The sequence below is a fragment of the Natronoglycomyces albus genome, from assembly GCF_016925535.1.
Taxonomy (GTDB): domain Bacteria; phylum Actinomycetota; class Actinomycetes; order Mycobacteriales; family Micromonosporaceae; genus Natronoglycomyces; species Natronoglycomyces albus.
Window position 1 is genome coordinate 2,354,778 of sequence record NZ_CP070496.1, and the last position, 20,762, is coordinate 2,375,539.

The window sequence follows — 20,762 nt, forward strand, 5'->3', positions numbered from 1 at the left end:
CGTGGCCCCTGCTGACTACGGGGCAGGGGCCACAACATGAACCCTGGGCTCGCCATTGCCGCGACGCTGGGTGGTCGCTGGCGGTGGGAGGAGCGAGCCCGCCGAGGAGTGGAAGGTGAGTGACCACATCCTCGAATCAGAACTTAGCATAGCCTAACCTAACTTAGAAGTGGCCCCACCAAGAAATCTCGCAACTATTTAGGTTAGTCTAACCTAAGTAAATCTTGGAGGTTTCACAGATGCCCCGGCTTTTCCCTCGCCTTCGCGCAGGTCAGACCCACACTGGCCCCGTGTGCCGCCCCGCTGAGGTTGGCACGCCCCGCGCCTTTCTCGCGCTCATCGGCCTCGCCGCTGGGCTCATCGTCGTTCTCCCGTCACCTGCCTTCGCCGAAGAGGAACACACCGTCTCCGGCGGACGACTCGACTGGGGCGTCCGCGATAGCTTCGTCAACTATGTGTCTGGGCCCATCGCGCAAGGCAATGTCAACCTCGATGAGGGACTCTCCACCCACAGCGGCGCCTTCCGCTTTCACAGCGCCCACGGCGACTACTCCGGCACCGGACAGCTGAGGATCTCCTATCAAGGATCAGTTCACTTCACAGGGCACCAGCAAGACGATGGCAGCTTTGAACTGGATTTGCGCTTGTCCAACCCCACCATCGACATCACCGATTCCGGCAGCAAGCTCTACGTCGACATCGACCGCCCAGACGGCAGCTTCGATCAAGTCGCCTTCGCCGAACTGGGCATATCCAGCAGTGCCACGGCCGGACAATCCACGACCGTTAGCGCCCAGACAGTGGGCGTCACGCTCACCACCGAAGGAGCCGAATCCTTCGCCGGGTTCTACCACCCAGGCGAAGAACTGGCCCCACTGAGCTTCACCGGCGACCTCACCCCCATCGAGCCCGAACCCTCAGCTGCCGAACCCACCGACGACTCCACACAGCAACTGGTAGCAGGCGCATTGGACTGGGGAGTCCGCACCACATGGCGTGAATTCATTACCGGAGATATCGCCCAGGGCGGTTGGCGGGTTGACCACGGAGCACAAGACGGCGGAGCGGTATTTCGCTTCGAAGAAGCCCGCCAGCGAGGCGTCGGTGAGGAAATCCTCGATCAAGACGGTCAGGGCGCGCTGGCCTTCTCAGGTGAAGTCTCCTTTTATGGCAACGACATCGACCTCTCTATCAGCGACCCCGACATAACCTTCAATGCGCACGTTGGCACATTGAGCGCACTAGTCGATGATCAACGACTCCCACTGGTGACCTTCTCCCCCGACTGGGATCACACAGATGGCCTGCTGCAACTGGCCGAGGCCGAGACCTCTCTGTCCGAGGAAGCCGTGGAGGTATTCAACGGCTTCTACCAGGCTGGAGAACCAATGGATCCCTTGAGCCTCAGCATCCCTCTGGAACCTGGGGTTCAACCCACAGCACTGCCGAACCTCGGGTCAGACCCCGTCGAAGTCTCCCCGGCGCATCAGGAAGACCAGCCGGACTCATCGGTGCCGACACTGCCATGGCTGCTGGCCATAGCGGCCATCATTGTGCTCGGCGCAGGCATAGCGCTGAGGTTCGCGCTACGACGCCGCGCCGCGGCCGCCAACGACCAGGACCGCTCGCACACCGAGCAAAGCCAGATCGAACCACAGTCTTCCTCTCTCTCGGAGTCCGATGCCGAGACTGAGGAAAAACCCCAGCCCCCCACGCAGACTGAGTCTGCCTCAACCACCCATCCTGACAAGGAGTAAAGACACCCATGTCCCCATCCACTCAACCGCGCCGGTCTCGCAAACGGCGTGCCGCACTTGCGGTAGCAGCGATGTTCGCCGCCCAAGGCGCGCTATTCCTCGCCCCGCAAACCGTCTCCGCCGACGAAAGCCAGTCGTTCCCCATCGTGGACGGCTTCCTCGACTGGGGATTCAAGGAATCCTTCCGCAACTACGTGTCTGGGCCCATCGCCGGCGGTGACATCACCGTGTCTGACGGAGCCGAACGCAACGGCGACGGCTCGTTTAGATTCACCGACGCCACCGGAGAGTACTCCCGCACCAGCCACAACGTTTCGGTGGAGACCGAAGGGACCGTGCACTTCCACGGTCACTCCGGGGACCTCGATGTGACATTCGAGAACATCAGAGTGCAAACCGACCATGCCGCCAACAGCGGCAAGGTCATCATCGACGTCACGTCGGGCTCCAATTCCTACCCCGACACTCACTTTGCCGACCTGGACCTCGAAGGGCTGTCGTGGGATCGGGGCGATCTAACCATCATGAGCGACATCCCCTCGGTGTTGACCGAGGCCGGATCGGACTCCATGGTCGCACTCATCAACGGCAACGAGTCCCGGTTCTATCAAGCAGGCGAAACCCTTGACCCGTTGACCATCGCTATTGAGGCTGACGCTTCCGGCGGTGGCAGCGGCGGCAGCGGTGGAGGTGGCGGTGGAGGTGGCGACACCGGCGACAAGGGCGAGGAGGACGACGAAAAGAAGAAGCGCCACGAGGACGAGCCCGATGGCCCCCTGACCATCGAGGACGGACGCCTGGACTGGGGCTTCAAAGACTCCTTCCGCAACTACATCACCGGACCGATCGCCAACGGCACGATCACCGTTGCCGGTGGCGCGGAGAACAACTCATCCTCATTTGGCTTCGTCGACGCCCACGGCACCTTTGACCCTGACACCGGCGAGCTAGACGCCCGGTTCTCCGGATCAGTGAACTTCTATGGCCACTCCGGCTCGCTAGATCTCACCTTCGAAGACCTGCGCATCGCTGGGGAGGCCAGCAACCTGAAGCTGTACACCAATGGAGCCCCCATCGCCGACCTTAAGGTGGACGCCCTCGCCCTCAAAGGCGACCAGCTTGTGCTGGCCGACGTACCGGCGACGCTCACCGAGCAGGGCGCAGACCTCATGGCAGGCGACGTCAACGGTAACGAGGTGCGCTTCTACGAGCCCGGTGACGCCCTAGACCTGGTGTATGTGGCACTGGCCTTCGAAGAAGGGGTGGACCTTGGCAGCGGCACCGGCCGACTGCCGGTCACTGGTACCACGCTCACCTGGGCCCTGGCCGGTGGCGCCGCGCTACTAGTGGTGGGAACGGCCGCCCTCGTGATGACGCGCCGCCGTGTCACCATGCCCGCTTAATAGCCACCATGACCGAAAGCCGGTAAGTGTGTTCAGGTCGGGCTGAGGCACCCGCCTTGGCCCGACCACCACCCCACCAACGCACTCTGAGCCACACCTACCGCCGTCAGCCCGACATCGCCCCCGGAGGCCCTCGATCTCCGGACCGAAACGTCGATCATCGACTTCGCCAGTTCTCGGATGATCGAACGGAATGGGCCGCAGCCTCATCGTTCATTCGCGCAATCCGTGCCATAAAGTAGGCACGCGACGAATGAACACTCTAGTCCGACGACTCCATGTTCGCTCGCTCATCTGGGCAGACACTCATCGTCTCCACTACGGGCTAGGAGTGGTTGCGGCCCGTTTGCATGCCAAGAACCGCGATGCCAGCACCGCTGGGGCCATGACGGCATCTTTGAATCAGATTCGCATTCTTCCGCGATTTTTTGACCTCCCGCATACCGCCTCGAGTGTTAGATTGAGGTGAACGCCAAGGGACACCAGCGACGGGAGTGGCATGACAGTCGCGGACGTACAACAACAGCACATCATCGGGCTAATCACGAGTTTTGCGTCCTTGGACAAGCGCGAGGAGCTGCTGCGGCTCGCGGAGGATCCCGCCAAGCACGGTGACCTGCTGGCCCTTCTGTTCCATCGCGGAACATTGGGAACCCACTGGGCCCGCAAGGTGACCTCCGGTCGCGACACGCACACCATCGAACAGCTGCTGCACGCCTCGGGCTCGGGTGGCCAATGTGTGGTCATCAGTACTAGCCCCGATGCCGACGGCCAATGCCTACCTTTGGCCGAGGCACTGGAGAAGTACGTTGGATCCGGCTCAACGCTCATCATCTCCTGTTCTCCCGGAGAACTCGTCTACTTCGAAGACGACAGCACCGATGAACGCTACGTCTTCAGCACCCGCGACGGAACAGCTTCGTTCTTCTAAAGGACCTCCGACTTCAATTGCCTCTGGCCGGAAGCGCGTCGAGGAGATCACGCCATTGGCCCACGGCCTCGGCCTTTACCGGACTCGCCCATGATTGGCGCACCGCCGAACCCAGATGAAATTGGCGGATTCCAGCGGCGAACAGCACCGGAATATGCCGCACCTTTAGCCCACCCCCTGCCAGGATCAGGTCCGTGGGAACCCGCCCCGCCAGCACATTCACCCCTTGATCAAGGCCCTGGGGCGAACCCGCCGTCAAAACCGTGTCCAGGCCGGGAAGGTCCAGAAGCTGTGCAAACAAGCTCTCGGAATGAACACTGTGATCGATGGCGCGGTGAAAGGTCCATGGCCGATTGACAACGGTGGCCAACTGCCGTGTGGAGACCTCGTCGAACGCGCCAGCCTCGTCGAGGAAACCGAACACGAACCCGTCGGCCCCTGCCGACTCAAGCTGCTCGGCCGCTTCGCACAGGTGCTCGATTTCGGCCACGCTGGCGCTAAACCCGGCGTTGGGACGCAACATACATCGCAGCGGCAGCGAGGTGGCGGACCGAATCGTGGCCACCAGGTCGCGACTAGGCGTCAGTCCGTCGGCCTCCATATCCGTAACGACCTCGAGACGGTCTGCTCCGCCAGCTTCGGCCGCGATGGCGTCTTCGGGAGTAAGGGCAATAATTTCCAGCAGCGGTCGGGCCACAATGCGTCCTTAAGTGTTCAGGCTCGGGCAGTCCAGCTCAAGACTTGGGGATTCACTGCAGGCAATACTGACACAGTGGGCATACAGACGTACTGCGGTCTTGCGGCCACAGCCCCCACGACAGACATACCGACCACATGATCACTTTGTGCCGAATCGAGCTACTGGGCTCCGTACCACACCAGTTCCCACGTGGTGGCGACCTGCGCGCCCCCGAATTTCTCCACCATCTTCACCGAGGCGGCGTTCGCGCTATCAATATTGGCAATCGCCGAATCGTATCCACGTCCTCGCAGCTGGGCGAGCATATGCCGAAGTAAAGTGCCGCCGAGGCCCCGTGACCGGTACCGAGGGTGCGCGCCCACGAATCCGATTTTGGCTCCACTGGGATTGCGCCACGTACGGGCCATTGCCGCGAAATCTCCCGACTGGCTCAGCGCCACCAGGTACAGTGCTGGGTCGTACGGTGGGCTGTCGGCCAGATCAGCGGCGAAGTCGTCGCTACCCCATCGCCATCCCCTGGTACCGGGCACAAACTGCCGCAGATCGTCGTCCCACTCAAGCAGCTGGGCGAGCGAAAATTGGTCACTTTGCTTCAGAATCCACTCGCTATCGTCTTGCGGCTGGTCGACTGCCGGAATATTCCACGCGATGTCTTTGCGGTCGAAGACAAAGCCAAGGCCCAGCAATTCTTTGAGCCCAGAGGTGTCATCCGGGCACATGACACGCAAAGGTACTCCATTGTGCGCGTTCGCGGCTGTGAGCAACTCCAGCCCATCGGTTAGGGGGCTTTCCCACCGGAGGAAGACCTTGCCATCGGGGCGCTGGTGGGCGCGCGCTGTGCAGTCTCGGTACCGATTCCGCCATTGGCCAATCAGCCAAATAAGTCCAGTTCATGGCCATAGGATAGGGACTCTTACTCCTTTGTCACAAACGTTTCATGGCACACCTTCTCGGCTCAATGGCAAGTCACTGAATGCTGCTTTGAAGACTCGTAGCCGAATCCCGCACACATGCGTATCCGCACTTGGGCACGGTCCAGGCGACCTCGACACCGCAGTGCCCTCCAGAGAGGACTCGACCTCACTGACGAATGGAATGGGTATTCATTTCCATATGAGGTGGCTATGGGTTACCGAGGACTACCCAATCGACATGTGATCCATTGTGATCCTTGGAACCGTCGCCAATGATTCGCCAGTGCGGATAAATGCGAGGTTCGGTGAGCCAATCGCAGTACAGGCAATAAAAATGGGACAGTCCGCGCAGGACTGTCCCCAAGGGGTTACTCTGCTGCCTCGCAGGGGGAGTCGCATGTCCAAGGGTGCTTCGGACATACACCTGATTTCGGCAACGTCGTTCAGAATAACAGAGATGTCCGATGTTGTGTGTTCACGATTTCGCGCTGAGACGGATGTGCCACTTGCCCATCTACCACCAAGATCATTTGCGATCAGGAAACGGGGTTAATCGCGCCACCAATGATCAATGATGAGTGTAAATATTTGCCAGGATATCGACCTCCCGACGACGAGGGAATATTCATTCTTACCAATTCTTGGCTGACATTCATCCCATGAGCCGCCCACCGGATACGTTCCATAGCACCGCGTTCGCACTCTCAGCCAAATAGGACGAAGGTCTCACCTTCCAAGTCCAAAATAACGGCTCGCCCGGTGGTGGCCGCGCTTCTCAAACAGACGCGCGGCCACCACGCACCCTTAACGGTCCTGCGGTCGCGCAGGCAACGAGGTGAACGTGAGATTCGGCTTCGGAGATGCCTGATAGGTCGCCACCTGGGCAGTCTCCAGCTGATCGAGAATGTTCGCGATCGCCGCGTCCAACTGCGGGTCTTTTCCGGCGGCGAAGTCCTGCGGGGCGTATTCGACCTCGATATCGGGGTCGGACCCGTAGTTCTCCACGTCCCATCCGACATCGTTCATGTGGGTGGCGATCTCCGGTTGCGTCACCAACGTGTTGTCGGCCAGAAAGAAGCGGACGGAGATGCCCACGACGCCGCCCCACGTGCGCCTGCCGATGACCGGTCCCAGGCCACGCATCTTGAACGTGTGGGTTCCAATGTCGCCGTCCGAGCCGGCGAATTCGTTGGTCACGGTGACCAACGGGCCGCGGCGTACGTTGCGAGGCACCGCAAACGGTTTGGCGTTACGGGCGACCATGTGGCCAAACCGGGTCCGGTCCAGACGATCCCACAACAGCGCCGAGACGCGGCCTCCACTGTTGAAGCGCAGATCGACGATGAGCGCGTGGCGGGAGACTTCCTCGAAGTAGCTTCGGTGGAACTCCGCATATCCGTCGGACATCATGTCGGGAATGTGGATGTAGCCCACTCTTCCACCGGTCGCCTCATGCACGGCCGCCCGATTGGACTCCACCCAGTCCCGATAACGAGCGGGCCGATCGTCTGCCAACGCGGTGACGTTGACCGCCCGGACTGTCCCAGACTTGGAACGAAGCACCAGCTCTATCTTTTGATTGGCGAGGTTGGCCAGCCGTTGTTCAGGGGAGGCCTCCGGTCCGACGCTCATGCCGTTGACCGCCAGGAGTTCCTCACCGACCGCAGCGTTTACTCCCGGCCGGTTCAACGGCGACGTCGCCGTGGGTTTCCACCGGTCGCCGATGACGATCTCGTCGATGCGATACGTCTTGCTGGTGGAGTCGAAAGAGAACGAGGCGCCCAATTTGCCTTGAGGGTAGTTTGCTCCGCCAATGTAGTCGCCCAGCATCTCATAGGCATGGGACGAGGAGAGCTCTCCCTGCATCTCCTGCATGAGGTCGGAGAATTCGGCCCGGGAGGCCACGCGGTCGACTAGGGGCCGATACCGGTCAAATACCGCCTGCCAGTCGATTCCGCCCATGTGTTCGATCCAGAAGTAGTCGCGTTGCAACGACCATCCCTCAGCGAAAATCTGACCCCACTCCGCGGCGGGCAGCACCGAGAGCTTGATTCGGTCCACATCGATCCAGCCCTGCTGTTTGGAAAACCTAGCTTTGCCAGGATCATCCTCATCGGAGACCTTCTCGTCGGGGGTGATGACCCGTAGCTCCTCGCCGGAGCGATACATCAAAGTGCTCGCATCAGAGCTAAGCCAAGCCTGGGAGACGTCTTCGGCGATCGTCTCCACCTCGCCGGTCTTGAGGTCCACGCAGCGCAGAATGCCGCGCCCCGGCTTGTTCTTGTTGAACAAGTCAGCCGAGGCAGCGGGTTTGAGCGGATTTGACAGTGTCAACACCTTGCCTTTGAGGGCAAACAGCTGCTGGAAATTGCCCGCCTCCAATGGGAAGGGCACCAGTCTTTCGGGGGCGGTCTCAGCATCGATGCGGGCCGGTACCGCCGCGTCATTCTCTGTGGGCGGGGTGTACTCGTCGTCGAACGGCGCAGGGGTGTCTCGACTGAGAGCGACCGCGTAGGGCCTACTCCCCCACGGGAAACCGATGTCGAGATGAAGCGCGTCCTCGGCCGGCTCGTATTCGCGTCGACCAATGAAGTACAGGAATTTTCCGTCCGGGTCAAACGTTGGTCTCTCGTCGGACAGCACGGGACGCGACGCCAGGTGACTTGCCCCAGTTTCCAAGTTATGTAGATAAATGGCCCGGTAGGGGGTGGATTCGGTCCCGTCCGGAGAGTCCAGACGAATCGAATAGGTCAGCCAGCGCCCGTCGGGTGAGAATTCAACATCCTCAATCGAGCCAGTGTCCGACTCCACCAGCACCGAGGCATCGGATTCAGGGGACCCCAGGTCAGCCAAGAGCAGCTGCCCACGGTGGTTGCACAGGGCCACCTGGTCGGAAATCGGAGAGGCGCAGATAGATTCGATGCGGCCTATGCCTTCGACCTCGCGCGTGCCTTCCTTGTTTGCGAGGTCAAAGAACTCAATGCGTTGTGGTGGGGTAAGACCCGTGGCGTCGAGGCGTACGAGGTGCTCGGGTTCATCCGCGGTGGAGGCCAGGGCAAGTAGCGAGGTTCCATTGTGCAGCCAGGTGGGGAGCCGATACCCGGTGCCGTCGACCTCGCCCAGTTGCCGGACGGGGCCGTCCCAAGGGCGTAGGGCGAAGAGTTTGCCACGGGTGTTCACCACGGCCGTGGAGCCATCGGGCGAGAGTGTGGCGCCTTGTAGGTACGTCATGGGGTCAACGAAGCGGCGTGCCGTGCGGATGTTGGTGGCTGGCAGGTCGACGCCAAGGTGTCGAGAATGATTCTCGATGGGATCCAGTAGGTACAACTCGGCACCGCAGTGATAAGCCAGACGGCGACCGTCGCAGGTCAGGCCGCGAGCATAGTAGTCGTCATGGTCGGTGTGACGGCGTTGGTCGCTGCCGTCGAAGCGGCAGGAGTAGACGTTGCCGATGCCTTCGTGGTCGCTGAGGAAGTACAACCGGTCGCCTAGCAACTGTGGGCAAGAGACGTTGCCCCTCAGCTCGGACATGAGGCGGTAGGTGCCATCGCCGGTGGAGTCAATCCAGAAGTGACCGGCGTTGCCTCCTCGGTAGCGTTTCCAGTGCGCGGGTTCGGTCTTGGGGGTGGTGCGGGCGACCACGGAGTTTCCGGCATGGTCCTCGCTGTAGGCGGTGGCCATTCCGACCGGCAGTTTCGTTGGTCGGCCTCCGGGCGCGACTTCCCACAGGTTGAAGCGGCGGCGGGTGAAGTTGGTGGCATTGCTCGCGTAGCGAATCGTGGTGCCCTCGGGGTTCCACCCGACCCAGATGATCTCATCGCCTTGATAGGTGAGCTGCTGAGGAAGGCCGCCCTCGGCACTGACTAGGTAGAGCTCGGTGGTTCCTTCATCGTTGCCGACGAAGGCAATGTGTTCCCCATCTGGGGAGAAGGCGGTCGCGGTGACGCTGCCGAGGGTGGATGTCAGGCGGCGGGCGGTGCCGCCGGTGGCAGCTACTGACCACAGGTCATCTTCGGCGACGAATGCCAGCAAGTTGCCGTTGAGAGTGGGGTATCGGGGATACGCAAGGGCCACACGGCCTCCTCGTTTTTTGGTAGGGTCCCTCGCCACGCTATCGAAGTCGGCGGCGGCCCGGTACCGATTAAAGCGACCTCTGACACGGCCAGGGTCGCAGTTGAGGTGGGGCGGCGTGTGGGTGGTTTAGGGCAACGGTGTTGTTGGACGGTCAATGCCCGCAGCTGGAGGCGGGGCCTCTAGCTGCGGGCATCGGTGACGGACGAATTGTGGTGCTTATGCGCCGAAATTGTGAGAGTTGGCGTTGCGGCACTGCTGCGGCTGCCTGAATTGGACAGACACTGCTGTGGCCGCTGCGGCTCCGACGGGTGGTGGCATCCGCGCAGCCTCAGGAACTGCGTGGGTGCCCGGCCCGTTGGTGGAGCCGCCGCACCGTGTTTCCACCGTCGGGACGCCCCGGTCAGGACCGGAGTGAACCGAGGAGGTCGACGGCCGAGCGAGCGGACCAGGCGGCCGGCCGTCGAACAATGCGTCCGGTGTCGTGGTCGGGGACGGACATTCCTCCGTCCCCGATAGTGGACTCAACTTGCCAGGCGCGCAGTGGCCGCGGGGACTTCTCGTTGAGATTCCCCGGTGTAGGCGCTGAGCGGGCGAATGAGCGCGTTCGCCGCTAGTTGTTCGATGACATGCGCCGACCAGCCGGTGATGCGTGACATGACGAATATTGGCGTGAACATGGGGATGGAAAAGCCCATGAGGTAATAGGCCGGACCGGCGGGAAAATCGAGATTGGGGTGAATGCCTTTGAGGGAAAGCATCTCCGCTTCCAGCTCCTCGTACATCGCCACCCACTTCTCGCCGCCGGTCAGCTCCGCCATTGTGGTGAAGGCGTCCTTCATCGTCGGTACGCGAGAGTCGGCGTCTTTGTATACCCGGTGCCCGAAACCCATGACCTTGTTTTTTGCCGCTACTTGGTCGCGCAGCCACTGGGCTGCTTTCGCAGGGTCGTCGATTTCCAACATCATGTGCATGACCGCTTCGTTGGCTCCACCGTGCAGCGGGCCCTTCAGCGCGCCGATGGCGGCCGTCACCGAGGAGTAGATGTCCGACAGAGTCGAGGTGACGACGCGAGCGGTGAAGGTCGAGGCGTTGAAGCTGTGCTCGGCGTAGAGGATCATCGAGATCTCAAAGCAACGCACGACTTCCTTCGGCGGGACTTCCCCAAAGCACATGTGGAAGAAGTTCTCGCTGAAGCCCAGCGACGTATCGGGAGCGATCCGGTCGAGTCCTTGGCGGCGCCGATAGTCGTGAGCGACGATGGTTGGCAGTTTCGCGAACATGGCCTCGGCCTTAGCCTGGTTGGCTTGCGGCGAGTTGTCGTCTTCGGCTGGGTCTTCGGCTCCTAGGCAGCTGACCGCAGTGCGCAGCATGTCCATTGGATGGCAGTTGTCCGGCAGCCGGTCGATGATGGAGATCGTCGAACGGCTCACCTCGCGCTGGGACCGGGTACGTTCGTTAAAGCTTCGCAGTTGTGCCGCGTCGGGCAATTCGCCAAACCAGATCAGGTAGGCGACTTCCTCGAATGTGCATGAGGCAGCCAACTCTTGCACCGGGTATCCCCGGTAGGTCAGCGAATTGGTTTCGGCGACCACATTGGAAATGGTGGTGTTGTCGACGACAACACCGGCCAATCCCTTATGGATGTCTGTGCTCACTGATTCCTCCCGGGGACCTCGAAGTTGAACAGGGCCTGGTCGAATTCGTTGTAATCGGAGTAACGAACCAATTCATATAGGCGCTTGCGGGTTTGCATCCGCTCCACGGCCGGTTCCTGGTGCCCGGTCGCCTTCAGTGTGTCGAATAGTTCATCAACCGCCCCCATGGCCGAGCGCCACGAGGTGACGGGCCAGATGACGAGGTTGTACCCGAGGTTTTCCAGCTGCGTGGTGGTCAACAGTGGAGTCTTGCCGAATTCGGTCATATTGGCCAGCAACGGCACATCGACGGCCTTGCGGAAAGCGGCCATCTCCTCCTCGGTTTGGAGCGCTTCGGGAAAGAGCATGTCGGCCCCGGCATCTACATAGGCCTTAGCTCGTTCGATAGCCGCGTCGAGCCCCTCGGAGGTGCGCGCGTCGGTACGGGCGCAGATGACGAAGCTGGGGTCGCGCCGGGCCTTGACGGCGGCGCGCACTTTCCGCACCATCTCGTCAGTGGCCACGATCTGCTTGTTGTCCAGGTGCCCACATCGCTTTGGGTTGACCTGGTCCTCCAAGTGGCACCCTGCCAGTCCGCCCTCTTCAAAGGCGTTAATCGTGCGGGCGACGTTGGCCGGTTCACCAAAGCCGGTGTCAGCGTCGATGATCGTGGGCAGGTCGGTCACTCGGGCGATCTGCTGACCGCGCAGTGCCACCTCGGTGAGCGTCGTTAGCCCAATGTCGGGCAGCGCCAAGTCAGTCGACAACACGGCCCCAGAGACGTAGACCCCTTCGAAGCCGTGGTCTTCGACGGCGCGGGCGACCAGCGGCGAGAAGGCGCCGGGGAAGCGAATGAGCTGCCCGGAAGCCAGCTGAGCGCGGAACTGGCGGCGCTTGTCGGTCGGCGAAACGTAGCGTTTCGGTTCACTGTTTGTCATTAGAAGAGTCCTTCCCCGGCGGTGACCGAACCGATCAGGTCGGCTGGAGCGATAACGTTGAGCGCGCGTACTTGCTCGACCGACAGCTCGTTGACACGACAGGCCAGATCAAGGAAGCGGTCTTGCTCGTCCTTGGCGATGATGCCCTCGGCCAGGGTGCGGAACTTGGCGATGTAGTGCTCGCGCTGGAACGGACGGGCTCCAGCGGGGTGGGCGTCGGCCACGGCAATCTCGTCGGTGATCGTCGAGCCGTCGTCCAAGGTGATGACCACGCGGGCACCGAAGGCTTTCTCGTTGGGGTCTTTGGCGTGGTAGCGCCGGGTCCACTCTGGGTCCTCGGCGGTGCGGATCTTGTGCCACAACTCCACCGTCGAGGGCCGGTTGGCCCTGTCGGGGGCATACGAGTGTTCGTGGTGCCAGCTGCCATCTTCGAGCGCGACGGCGAAGATGTACATCAGCGAGTGGTCCAGTGTCTCGCGGCTGGCCTTCGGGTCCATCTTCTGTGGGTCGTTCGCACCGGTGCCGATTACGTAGTGCGTGTGGTGGCTGGTGTGGATTTCCACGTCTGTGATCTTCGAGAGGTCGCCGACCTTCGGCCCCATGCGGCGGGCGATGTCGATGAGCGCCTGACTTTGGTACTCGGCGGAGTGCTCTTTGGTGTAGGTGTCGAGAATGGCGCGCTTGGCCTCACCAGGGGCTGGCAACGGGACCTCATAGGAGGCCTTGGGGCCGCCCAGCATCCAGGCGATCACGCCGTCTTCACCTTCATAGATCGGCGAGGGGGCACCTTCGCCACGCATAACGCGGTCGACCGCTTCGATGGCGAGTTTGCCCGCGAAAGCCGGGGCATAGGCCTTCCAGGAGGAGATTTCGCCTTTGCGGCTTTGCCGCGTGGTCGTGGTGGTGTGCAAAGCCTGGCCGACTGCCTGATAGATGGTCTCGGTCGACAAACCCAGCAGCGTGCCGATACCGGCGGCGGCGGCCGGGCCCAGGTGGGCGATGTGGTCGATCTTGTGTTCGTGCAGGCAGATGCCCTTCACCAAGTCGACGTGGATTTCGTAGGCCGTGGCGAGACCGCGTACCAAAGCAGCCCCATCCAAGCCCTTGTGCTGAGCGACAGCCAGCACCGGCGGAATGTTGTCGCCGGGGTGGGAGTAGTCGGCCGCCAGGAATGTGTCATGGAAGTCCAGCTCACGCACTGCGACGCCGTTGGCCCAGGCGGCCCATTCCGGGGAGAAGGTCTCGCCGCTGTCCAGGCCGAAGACGGCCGCACCCGGACTATAGGGGTGCTTCCGCGCCTGCGCGCGCGCTGAGACGACGGGGCGACGCCGCAGCGAGGCGGCGGCCACGGCGGCGTTGTCGATGATCCGGTTGCCGACCATCTCGGTGACCTCGTTATCGACGGCGACCGGGTCGACGGCCACTTCGGCGATGCGCCATGCCAGCTGCTTTTCGCGTGGCAAGTCTTCAGAGGACGGATAGGTGCGAACAGAGTGGATCTGCATGTGATGGGCTCCTTGGCGGTCACAACTAAGTAGGAAGGGCCGGGTCAATGGCGGCACGGGATCGCCGTGTCCGCACCTAAGGCGCGCGAAGCACAACCGGCCCCCTACGATGTACCTTTACAGTGTGCACACTTTAAGCGTGCATGTGAAAGCACTAAAAATGTGGGTTTTTGTGGAGACGGAACCCCATACTTGTAAATTTTGTGAAGGTAGCTGGTCATGGGTTCTAAGAAAGCCAAGGTAGGAGTGCGGCTCCGCCGATTTCGCGAAGAGCGCGGCCTGACACAGGCGGCGTTGGCCGATTCCTTGGACATTTCCCCCAGCTACATCAATCAAATGGAATCCAACCAGCGCCCCATCACCGTGCCGGTGCTGTTGAAGCTGGCCAGCATCTACGACGTTGACATTCAACAGTTCTCCACCGACGAGGCCGACCGACTTGTCGCCCAGCTACGCGATGTGCTGGCCGACGCTTCGATCGGTGAGCAGATCTCGATGGCCGAGACCCGTGAACTGGCCAGCTCGATGCCAGACGTCGCCCGCTATGTGGTTGACCTGCACCGGCGCTATCGACACGCGCTGGAAGTCAACGAAACGGTCACCGCCCGCATCGACGCTGGCAGCGCCGGGGCCAGCTCGGTACCTCCGCCGATGGCCTATGAGGAGGTGCGAGACCTCTTCTATTCACATCGCAACTATGTGGCGACCCTCGACCAGGCAGCCGAGCGCCTCGCCACCCATATGAAGGTCGGGCCCGCCGACATGGTCGCGGGCCTCACCGACCGGCTGCTTAGCCACCATGGCACCACGGTGGTCGATCTCAGTGCCGATGATCCCGCCAAAGCCAAGCGCCGGTTCGATCCGGTGGCGCGAACCCTCGGCCTCTCACCAGCGCTTCAACCGGGACAACGCGCGTTTCAGCTGGCCACACACTTGGCGTTTGTCGAGTTCGCCGATGAGATCGAAAGCTATGTGGATTCGGCCGAGCTCTCTGGCGAGGAGACCCGGGCGCTGGCCCGCATCGGGCTGGCCAATTACTTCGCTGGAGCGTTGATCCTTCCCTATCGAACGTTCCTGGCCGCCGCCGAGGAGCTGCGCTACGACATCGAACTGTTGTCGCAGCGCTTCCGGGTCGGGTTCGAGACCGTCGCGCATAGGTTGAGCACCTTGCAACGACCCGGAGCACGCGGAGTGCCTTTTTTCTTTGTGCGAGTTGACCGAGCTGGGAACATTTCCAAGCGGCAATCGGCCACCGACTTCCATTTTTCTCGGGTCGGTGGCACCTGTCCGCTGTGGAATGTCTATGAGGCGTTTGCCTATCCGGGCCAAATCCGCACCCAGCTGGCGCAGATGCCCGACGGTCGTAGCTACTTGTGGGTGGCGCGGACTGTGTCACGGCGCAACGGTGGATACGGTACTCCGGCCAAGACGTTCGCGATCGGCTTGGGCTGCGACCTTCACCATGCGCATCGTCTGGTGTACTCCGACGGGCTCGACCTGGCCAACCCGGGCGCTTTGACACCCATTGGCCCCGGTTGCAAGGTGTGCGACCGCGATACGTGCCCACAACGGGCCTTCCCCGCCATCGGTAAACGACTTGAAGTCGACAGCCACCACAGCCGATTCGTCCCCTATAGCTTCGAGGCGAAGAACTAAGGCCCACCACACCCAGACAGTACGGCCTTTACGCTTAATGCATGACAACCAACAAGAAGTTCGCCACAGTGCGCGGCCTTGCCGCTCAATCCCATGCTCAGGGCGACCAAACCGCTTGGTTCGAAACCCTCTATTCGAGCGCCGCGCAGGGGAAGGCGGACATTCCGTGGGCGGATCTGGCACCGAATTCGCTGCTGGTTGGAAACGCGCCCACCGGGCCGGGCACCGCAGGTGTCGTCGGCTGCGGACTGGGAGACGACGCCCAGTATCTGGCGAGCCTGGGCTGGGATGTCACCGCCTTCGACATCTCCCCCACCGCCGTCAAACAGGCCCAAGCACGTTTCCCCGACTCACCGGTGACCTATACCGTCGCCGATGTGCTCGACCCGCCACAGAGCTGGGCATTCGACTTCGTCTTGGAAATCTACACCGTGCAGGTGTTGCGAGACGCGCCTCGACGCAAGGCCATTGCCAACATTGCCTCACTGGTGGCCCCTGGCGGCACCCTGATGGTTATCGCCCGCCATCGAGCCGAAGACGACGAGCTGGCGGCTTTCCCGTGGCCCCTGGCCGGTTCCGAGATCGACTCGTTCGCCCAATCGGGACTGCGAGCATCCTCCATCGAAAAAGTCTGGGACCACCAAGACCCACCCGTCCTTCGATGGAGGGCCATCTTCAACGCCAATCGGGACTAATTCCACACCTGTGCCATCGCGTCCCCCTCATGGAAAACCACGTTCCGGCCCACCCGTCACCGGCACATCAGCTCCTCTCAGCGATAACCTCAGTCTGGAAAGTGATTCCGTCGGCTAGCTCAGCGCAGCGACGCACCGCTTCGGCCCTCGTTGGAGCGGTCGCGAACACATACCCCTTGTCACAGGCCAATAGCGAATCCATACCACCGGTCTCGTCGCCGATGTGCTTGCTGATAACGACAGCGGAATCGACATCACTGAGGTCTTTCAGGCACGGAACCATGTGTGTGGGCGTGACCCCCTGCGGCACCCAGCGAACAGGCACAGGCAGGTCCTCAACGCCCGTCACTGCCACAATCCGGCCGGGTTTGGCATCCAGAAAGCGGATCGCCGCCCCGCGCACAGGCTCCGGTGCTTCCTCGGGCAGCTGATCGATTCCCAAAGGTACGGTCATGAACAGGCGCGCCGGGTCCCATCCGGTTGCCCGGTTGACCATCTCAGGAATGCCGGAGCCAGAGAGGCGATTGTGGGTCTCAAGCAGGCGCGGACCATTCTCGGTCAACACGAACTCACTGTGCGAGGGCCCGTCCTTGAGGCCTACCGCATCCAAAACGGCGGCGGTCAACTCACGCAGCTCACCCAGGATCGGGGCGGCCTGATCGGAGGATACGCTGCACTCCCACTCAACGAAGTGTTCATTGACCTGGTACTCACACACGCCCAAGACAACATGACGTCCATGATGTGAAAAAGCCTCCACGCTGACGACAGGCCCCTCTAGATACTCCTCGGCCAGCACACCACCGAAGCCGAAGTCACCGATCTCCTTGACCGCCCGCGCCACTTCGTCCGCAGTCGTGACCACGTTGATGTGCAGACTTGCCGCGCCCATTCCCGGCTTTAGGACGATCCGGTCGCCAATGTCGTCAAGGAATCGCACGGCTTCCTCGACCGTGGAGATGCGACGGTGACGTACCGGGCTAATTCCTGCCGCGTCCAAAGCCTCGCGCGTGAGGAACTTGTCTCTGATGATGTGGCAGACATCAGCACTCGTGCCTGGCAGACCCAACGCCTTATTGACCTCGGCGACTGGTACCGCTGACAGCTCAGTCGTGGTGAGAATGAAATCGAACGGATTCTCCTGGTGCAAAGGACGAAGTAGACGCAACAGCTCGTCCGCGTCGGTGATGTCCCCAGTAATCACCTGCGAACAATGCGGCTCGACCTCGGCTGGATCAAACTGCCCCTCGGTGTGCACAACGACCGTGTCAATGCCCAAGTCTTTCGAGCCGTGCACCGGCGCTGGCCGGCCCCCAATGACAGCAATACGTGGTTGCTTCTTCATGTCTGTTTTCCTCCAAAATAGAGCTTGCGGTTGTAGTGAGATTCAACCTCGCGGCACGTTCGCACCTGCTGAGGTCGAGATCCCCAAGGGCGCTCTCGTCATTGAGGGCCCGATACCTTTCATGAGTTGTTAGCTTTGGGCAAACAAATCACGTCAGGGTCGTCTCAGTCTGCGCCGATTCCGGCGCTCCACGATCGCGCTGATCAGAAACGCTGATCGCTTTCCGTTCAGAGCCGAGGCGACGGTCGTGGCATTCGCCACCACGGAAACGCCTAGGGAGGCGATGAATGCAAACGCCACCATGAACCTCACATAGCGATGCCCCACATGGCGCTAGCGAGCTGGGACCGACTTCTTCGGCATCGCGTCTTCTTTGTCCATGTGGGCTTCGAAGGCAGCAACGTCGGGGGAACGTTCGCGACTGATCAGGCAGATTATGGCGCATCCGGCGGCGACAACGGCGACGATGTACCAGTTCAGCCCGGACACCCCGGTGTTAAAGGCCAGGTCAAAGAAGAGTCCCGCCGATATAGCGCCGGTCATGTTGCCCACGCTGCGGAAGAAGTGCATCGCTCCCATCGCCTTAGCAAGCCGGTCTTCAGAAACCTTGCGCGAGACCCACATGTCAAACGATGGAGCGAAGAGGATCTCGCCGAAGATGACCACAAAACAGCCCAGCGCAACCCACACCAGCGTCTGCCCGCCGCCGAATGACAGGAACGCCAGGGTCATACCGACGAGACCGATGGCCATGACGGTGCCCGGGTCGAAACGCTTGATGAGGAAATTGAACAACGGGTATTGCAAGATCAGAAGGGTCAAACCTGTGATCCAGAAAGGTGCCGACGGCGCCAACTGTGGCACGTATTCCTGCATGTGCAGTGGAATACCGACGACGAAACTCATCGATAGGAACCAAAATACAGAGGAGAGCATAAAGTAACGGGTGGCACCTCGCACCTCGATTCCTTTAAGGACGGCGAGATTGAACAAGGGTATCTTCGTGGTCGAGCGTGGAGCCTTCGCCACCTCCCCGGTTCCTGCCTCGAAGCCGTGCTTGGGAATGAACATGGTCGCTGACAGGCAGAATCCGACAAAAATCGCGAAAACCACGGTGAAGAGAATACGTAGGTCCACCCCGACGAAGTAGCCACCGGCCAGCGCGCCACCGAACAGCCCGACCTGCGTCGACATTTGGAAGGTGGAGAAGGCCTTGGGCCGTTCCTCCTCAGGGTATGAAATAAGGACGTTCTTCAATCCGGGGAAAACGGTTCCGGAGCCGAAGCCGATGAAGAAGGCAAGCGTGCTGTACATAAAGATTCCGCCGGAGAAACCCATGAGGCCCAGAGCGATGGCTTCCATTCCCGCGCCGAAAAACACCACTGAGCGGGTGCTCATACGGCTACAGAAACCCTCATAGAAGAACGTGGCGAGAAGCCGGCCGACGTAGGTCATGAACATGACGAACCCGGCCCAGAATCCGGAATTAGTGCTACCTAGAGTAGCGATGAGGATCGGGAACCAGATGAAGTTACCGACGTGGGCTAGGGCTATGCCCGCGTTCACGCCGATGAGTGTCTTTCTGCGTTGTGGGCTCACAGCACAACCTTGCCTTTCGTGTTGCCAGCGCTCAGTTGGGCGCTGGCTGCGGCGGGAGCTTCTCGGTCGCTGAGGGTGCTGCCGGCGAAATTGGCTGGCAGTCGGTTTGTCAGCAAGGGGCGGGTCGGGGAAACGTGATGGTGGGGTTCGATGTTGCCGGGCCACCGTTCACTTGTGCTTCCGTTTGGTTGGGAGGCTCTCTTGTCGGGGCCGTCTTGCCCGACGTTGGTGTGACCGCCTCGCGTATCGGAGTCCGACACGGGGGCGGTTACAGTGCGATGGGTACTGGCCCATCGTTCGGGTCCAGCCTCCAAGCCCGGGGGCGGGTTCGCCCCCGGCTGGGAGTTCGTCACTTGGCTACCTCCACCGACAACCGCATGTCGATGTGGTCGAGGGCCGCTTCGCAACGTTTGTTGGCGTTGTCACGGTCGGTCCCAGTGAAGATGACATGTCCAAGCCAGTCGAAGTTGCTCTTGGAGAGTCGAGAAATGGCGGTGCCGGGTTTCTTGTAGGCAAGCGCGGAATGGTATCCGGGCTGGTTCTCAACTTCGGTGAAGTCGATGGAGCGCAGGACTCCGGCGACGGGCGATCCGAACCAGTGTCCGCCTGCGGTGACTTCGCCGGGGAAGGGTAGTTCGGGTTTTTCTCCGAGGGCTTGGCGGATGACTTCCAGGTAGGGGTCCACGCCGGAAGAAATCTTCATGAGTTCGGGGCAGAAGCCGCCGATAAGGCGCCCATTGACCTCGCATAGGACTGGACCGTTCTCACTGAGCAGGAACTCGGTGTGAATGAAGCCAAAGTCAACGCCCAGCTGTTCGAGGACCGAAGTGGTGGCGGCGAATAGTTGTTCTTGTAGGGGGTGTCCTCGGAAATAGGTGGCACCCATTTCGATGAAATGGGGGAAGCCACTCAGAGGCCGGTCGGTGAGCCCGAGGTTGACGACCTCGCCACCTTGCAGCACACAGGATTCGACTGAGATGAGTTCACCTTCGACGAATTCTTCGACGAGGATGTCGGGGATGCGGACAACACCACGCCCATAATCGGCCACATGGCTCAAGTCGTCCAGGTACCTCTTCAGGTCCTCTTCGGAGCGAATGTGGACCACGTGGAGTCCGGCCGTACCGTCGGAGGGTTTGAGCACGCAGGGGAGCCCAATCTCGCGTACGGCCGCTTCCACCTCACTCGGATCGGTGACGTGGACGAATCGAGGCTGGAGCACGCTGCCACCGTCCAAAGCCAGGCGAGTGCGGTGTTTGTGCCGGGAGTTGAGCGCTCCGTCAACACTCATGCCCGGTAGTCCCAGGGCGTCGGCCACGGTTGCAGTGTGGACCGTGTGGTATTCGCTGTAGGTGGTGACCCCGTCGATAGGATTGTTGGCGTGAATTCCTTTGGCCAGATCCAGCAGCGTGTCGATGGCGAAGGCATCGTCGCTCTTGACCACTGTGCAGTTGGGGTGATCGTAGTTGCCCTTGGTCAAGGGGGACACCGCAAGGTAGAAGTCAGGGTCAACCGATACCAGTGTCACGTCGTGCCCTAGTTCAAGGGCGTTGGCGATCCCGGCCATGCCGTTGGGGTTGCATTCGATCATGAGGATGTGCATGTGTGTCT

General features: G+C 61.3%; 15 protein-coding genes. 5 read left to right on the forward strand and 10 right to left on the reverse strand.

Annotated elements, in window-relative coordinates; all coding sequences use genetic code 11:
• The first annotated feature begins 290 nt into the window (after window positions 1-290).
• From JQS30_RS10005 to JQS30_RS10015, 3 genes are all read left to right on the forward strand, one after another.
• On the forward strand, window positions 291-1,757 hold the full coding sequence (locus JQS30_RS10005) for an HtaA domain-containing protein (RefSeq protein WP_213170143.1): 1,467 nt from the start codon (window positions 291-293) through the stop codon (window positions 1,755-1,757).
• Between the two features lie 8 nt (window positions 1,758-1,765).
• The gene (locus JQS30_RS10010) at window positions 1,766-3,160 is read left to right on the forward strand and encodes an HtaA domain-containing protein (protein WP_213170144.1); all 1,395 of its coding nucleotides are present in this window, start codon (window positions 1,766-1,768) and stop codon (window positions 3,158-3,160) included.
• Between the two features lie 499 nt (window positions 3,161-3,659).
• Window positions 3,660-4,091: a hypothetical protein gene (locus JQS30_RS10015; RefSeq protein WP_213170145.1), complete on the forward strand. Its 432-nt coding sequence runs from the start codon at window positions 3,660-3,662 to the stop codon at window positions 4,089-4,091.
• 13 nt (window positions 4,092-4,104) lie between these two features.
• On the opposite strand, the gene JQS30_RS10020 is transcribed toward JQS30_RS10015, so the two are convergent.
• The 6 genes from JQS30_RS10020 to JQS30_RS10045 all read right to left on the reverse strand — a co-directional run bounded on the left by JQS30_RS10020 (window position 4,105) and on the right by JQS30_RS10045 (window position 13,856).
• On the reverse strand, window positions 4,105-4,791 hold the full coding sequence (locus tag JQS30_RS10020) for a copper homeostasis protein CutC (protein WP_343076213.1): 687 nt from the start codon (window positions 4,789-4,791) through the stop codon (window positions 4,105-4,107).
• A 158-nt stretch (window positions 4,792-4,949) separates the two neighbouring features.
• Complete coding sequence (locus JQS30_RS10025) at window positions 4,950-5,510, reverse strand: GNAT family N-acetyltransferase (protein WP_213170147.1); 561 nt, start codon at window positions 5,508-5,510, stop codon at window positions 4,950-4,952.
• 999 nt (window positions 5,511-6,509) lie between these two features.
• Window positions 6,510-9,779: a S41 family peptidase gene (locus tag JQS30_RS10030; RefSeq protein WP_213170148.1), complete on the reverse strand. Its 3,270-nt coding sequence runs from the start codon at window positions 9,777-9,779 to the stop codon at window positions 6,510-6,512.
• Between the two features lie 521 nt (window positions 9,780-10,300).
• Window positions 10,301-11,434, reverse strand: coding sequence for a bifunctional 2-methylcitrate synthase/citrate synthase (locus JQS30_RS10035; RefSeq protein WP_213170149.1), 1,134 nt, complete (start codon window positions 11,432-11,434; stop codon window positions 10,301-10,303).
• Window positions 11,431-12,351 carry a methylisocitrate lyase gene (gene prpB, locus JQS30_RS10040; protein ID WP_213170150.1) on the reverse strand — a complete coding sequence of 307 codons (921 nt, stop codon included), beginning with the start codon at window positions 12,349-12,351 and terminating at the stop codon, window positions 11,431-11,433. The genes JQS30_RS10035 and prpB overlap by 4 nt, the downstream gene beginning before the upstream one ends.
• Window positions 12,351-13,856 carry an MmgE/PrpD family protein gene (locus JQS30_RS10045; RefSeq protein ID WP_213170151.1) on the reverse strand — a complete coding sequence of 502 codons (1,506 nt, stop codon included), beginning with the start codon at window positions 13,854-13,856 and terminating at the stop codon, window positions 12,351-12,353. Before JQS30_RS10045 ends, prpB begins: the two co-directional genes overlap by 1 nt.
• Before the next feature lie 219 nt (window positions 13,857-14,075).
• On the opposite strand from JQS30_RS10045, the gene JQS30_RS10050 reads away from it, so the two are divergent.
• Together JQS30_RS10050 and JQS30_RS10055 are read left to right on the forward strand one after the other, a co-directional pair.
• Complete coding sequence (locus JQS30_RS10050) at window positions 14,076-15,512, forward strand: short-chain fatty acyl-CoA regulator family protein (protein ID WP_213170152.1); 1,437 nt, start codon at window positions 14,076-14,078, stop codon at window positions 15,510-15,512.
• 41 nt (window positions 15,513-15,553) lie between these two features.
• Window positions 15,554-16,207 (forward strand): class I SAM-dependent methyltransferase, encoded by a 654-nt coding sequence (locus tag JQS30_RS10055; protein ID WP_213170153.1) that lies wholly within the window; start codon window positions 15,554-15,556, stop codon window positions 16,205-16,207.
• A 67-nt stretch (window positions 16,208-16,274) separates the two neighbouring features.
• On the opposite strand, the gene JQS30_RS10060 is transcribed toward JQS30_RS10055, so the two are convergent.
• The 4 genes from JQS30_RS10060 to JQS30_RS10075 form a co-directional block, all read right to left on the reverse strand.
• Complete coding sequence (locus JQS30_RS10060; protein WP_213170154.1) at window positions 16,275-17,552, reverse strand: ATP-grasp domain-containing protein; 1,278 nt, start codon at window positions 17,550-17,552, stop codon at window positions 16,275-16,277.
• Between the two features lie 333 nt (window positions 17,553-17,885).
• On the reverse strand, window positions 17,886-19,151 hold the full coding sequence (locus JQS30_RS10065) for an MFS transporter (RefSeq protein ID WP_213170155.1): 1,266 nt from the start codon (window positions 19,149-19,151) through the stop codon (window positions 17,886-17,888).
• Window positions 19,148-19,504, reverse strand: a complete 357-nt coding sequence (locus JQS30_RS10070; protein ID WP_213170156.1) for a hypothetical protein — start codon at window positions 19,502-19,504, stop codon at window positions 19,148-19,150. Before JQS30_RS10070 ends, JQS30_RS10065 begins: the two co-directional genes overlap by 4 nt.
• Window positions 19,501-20,754, reverse strand: a complete 1,254-nt coding sequence (locus JQS30_RS10075; protein WP_213170157.1) for an ATP-grasp domain-containing protein — start codon at window positions 20,752-20,754, stop codon at window positions 19,501-19,503. Before JQS30_RS10075 ends, JQS30_RS10070 begins: the two co-directional genes overlap by 4 nt.
• Between the last annotated feature and the right edge of the window lie 8 nt (window positions 20,755-20,762).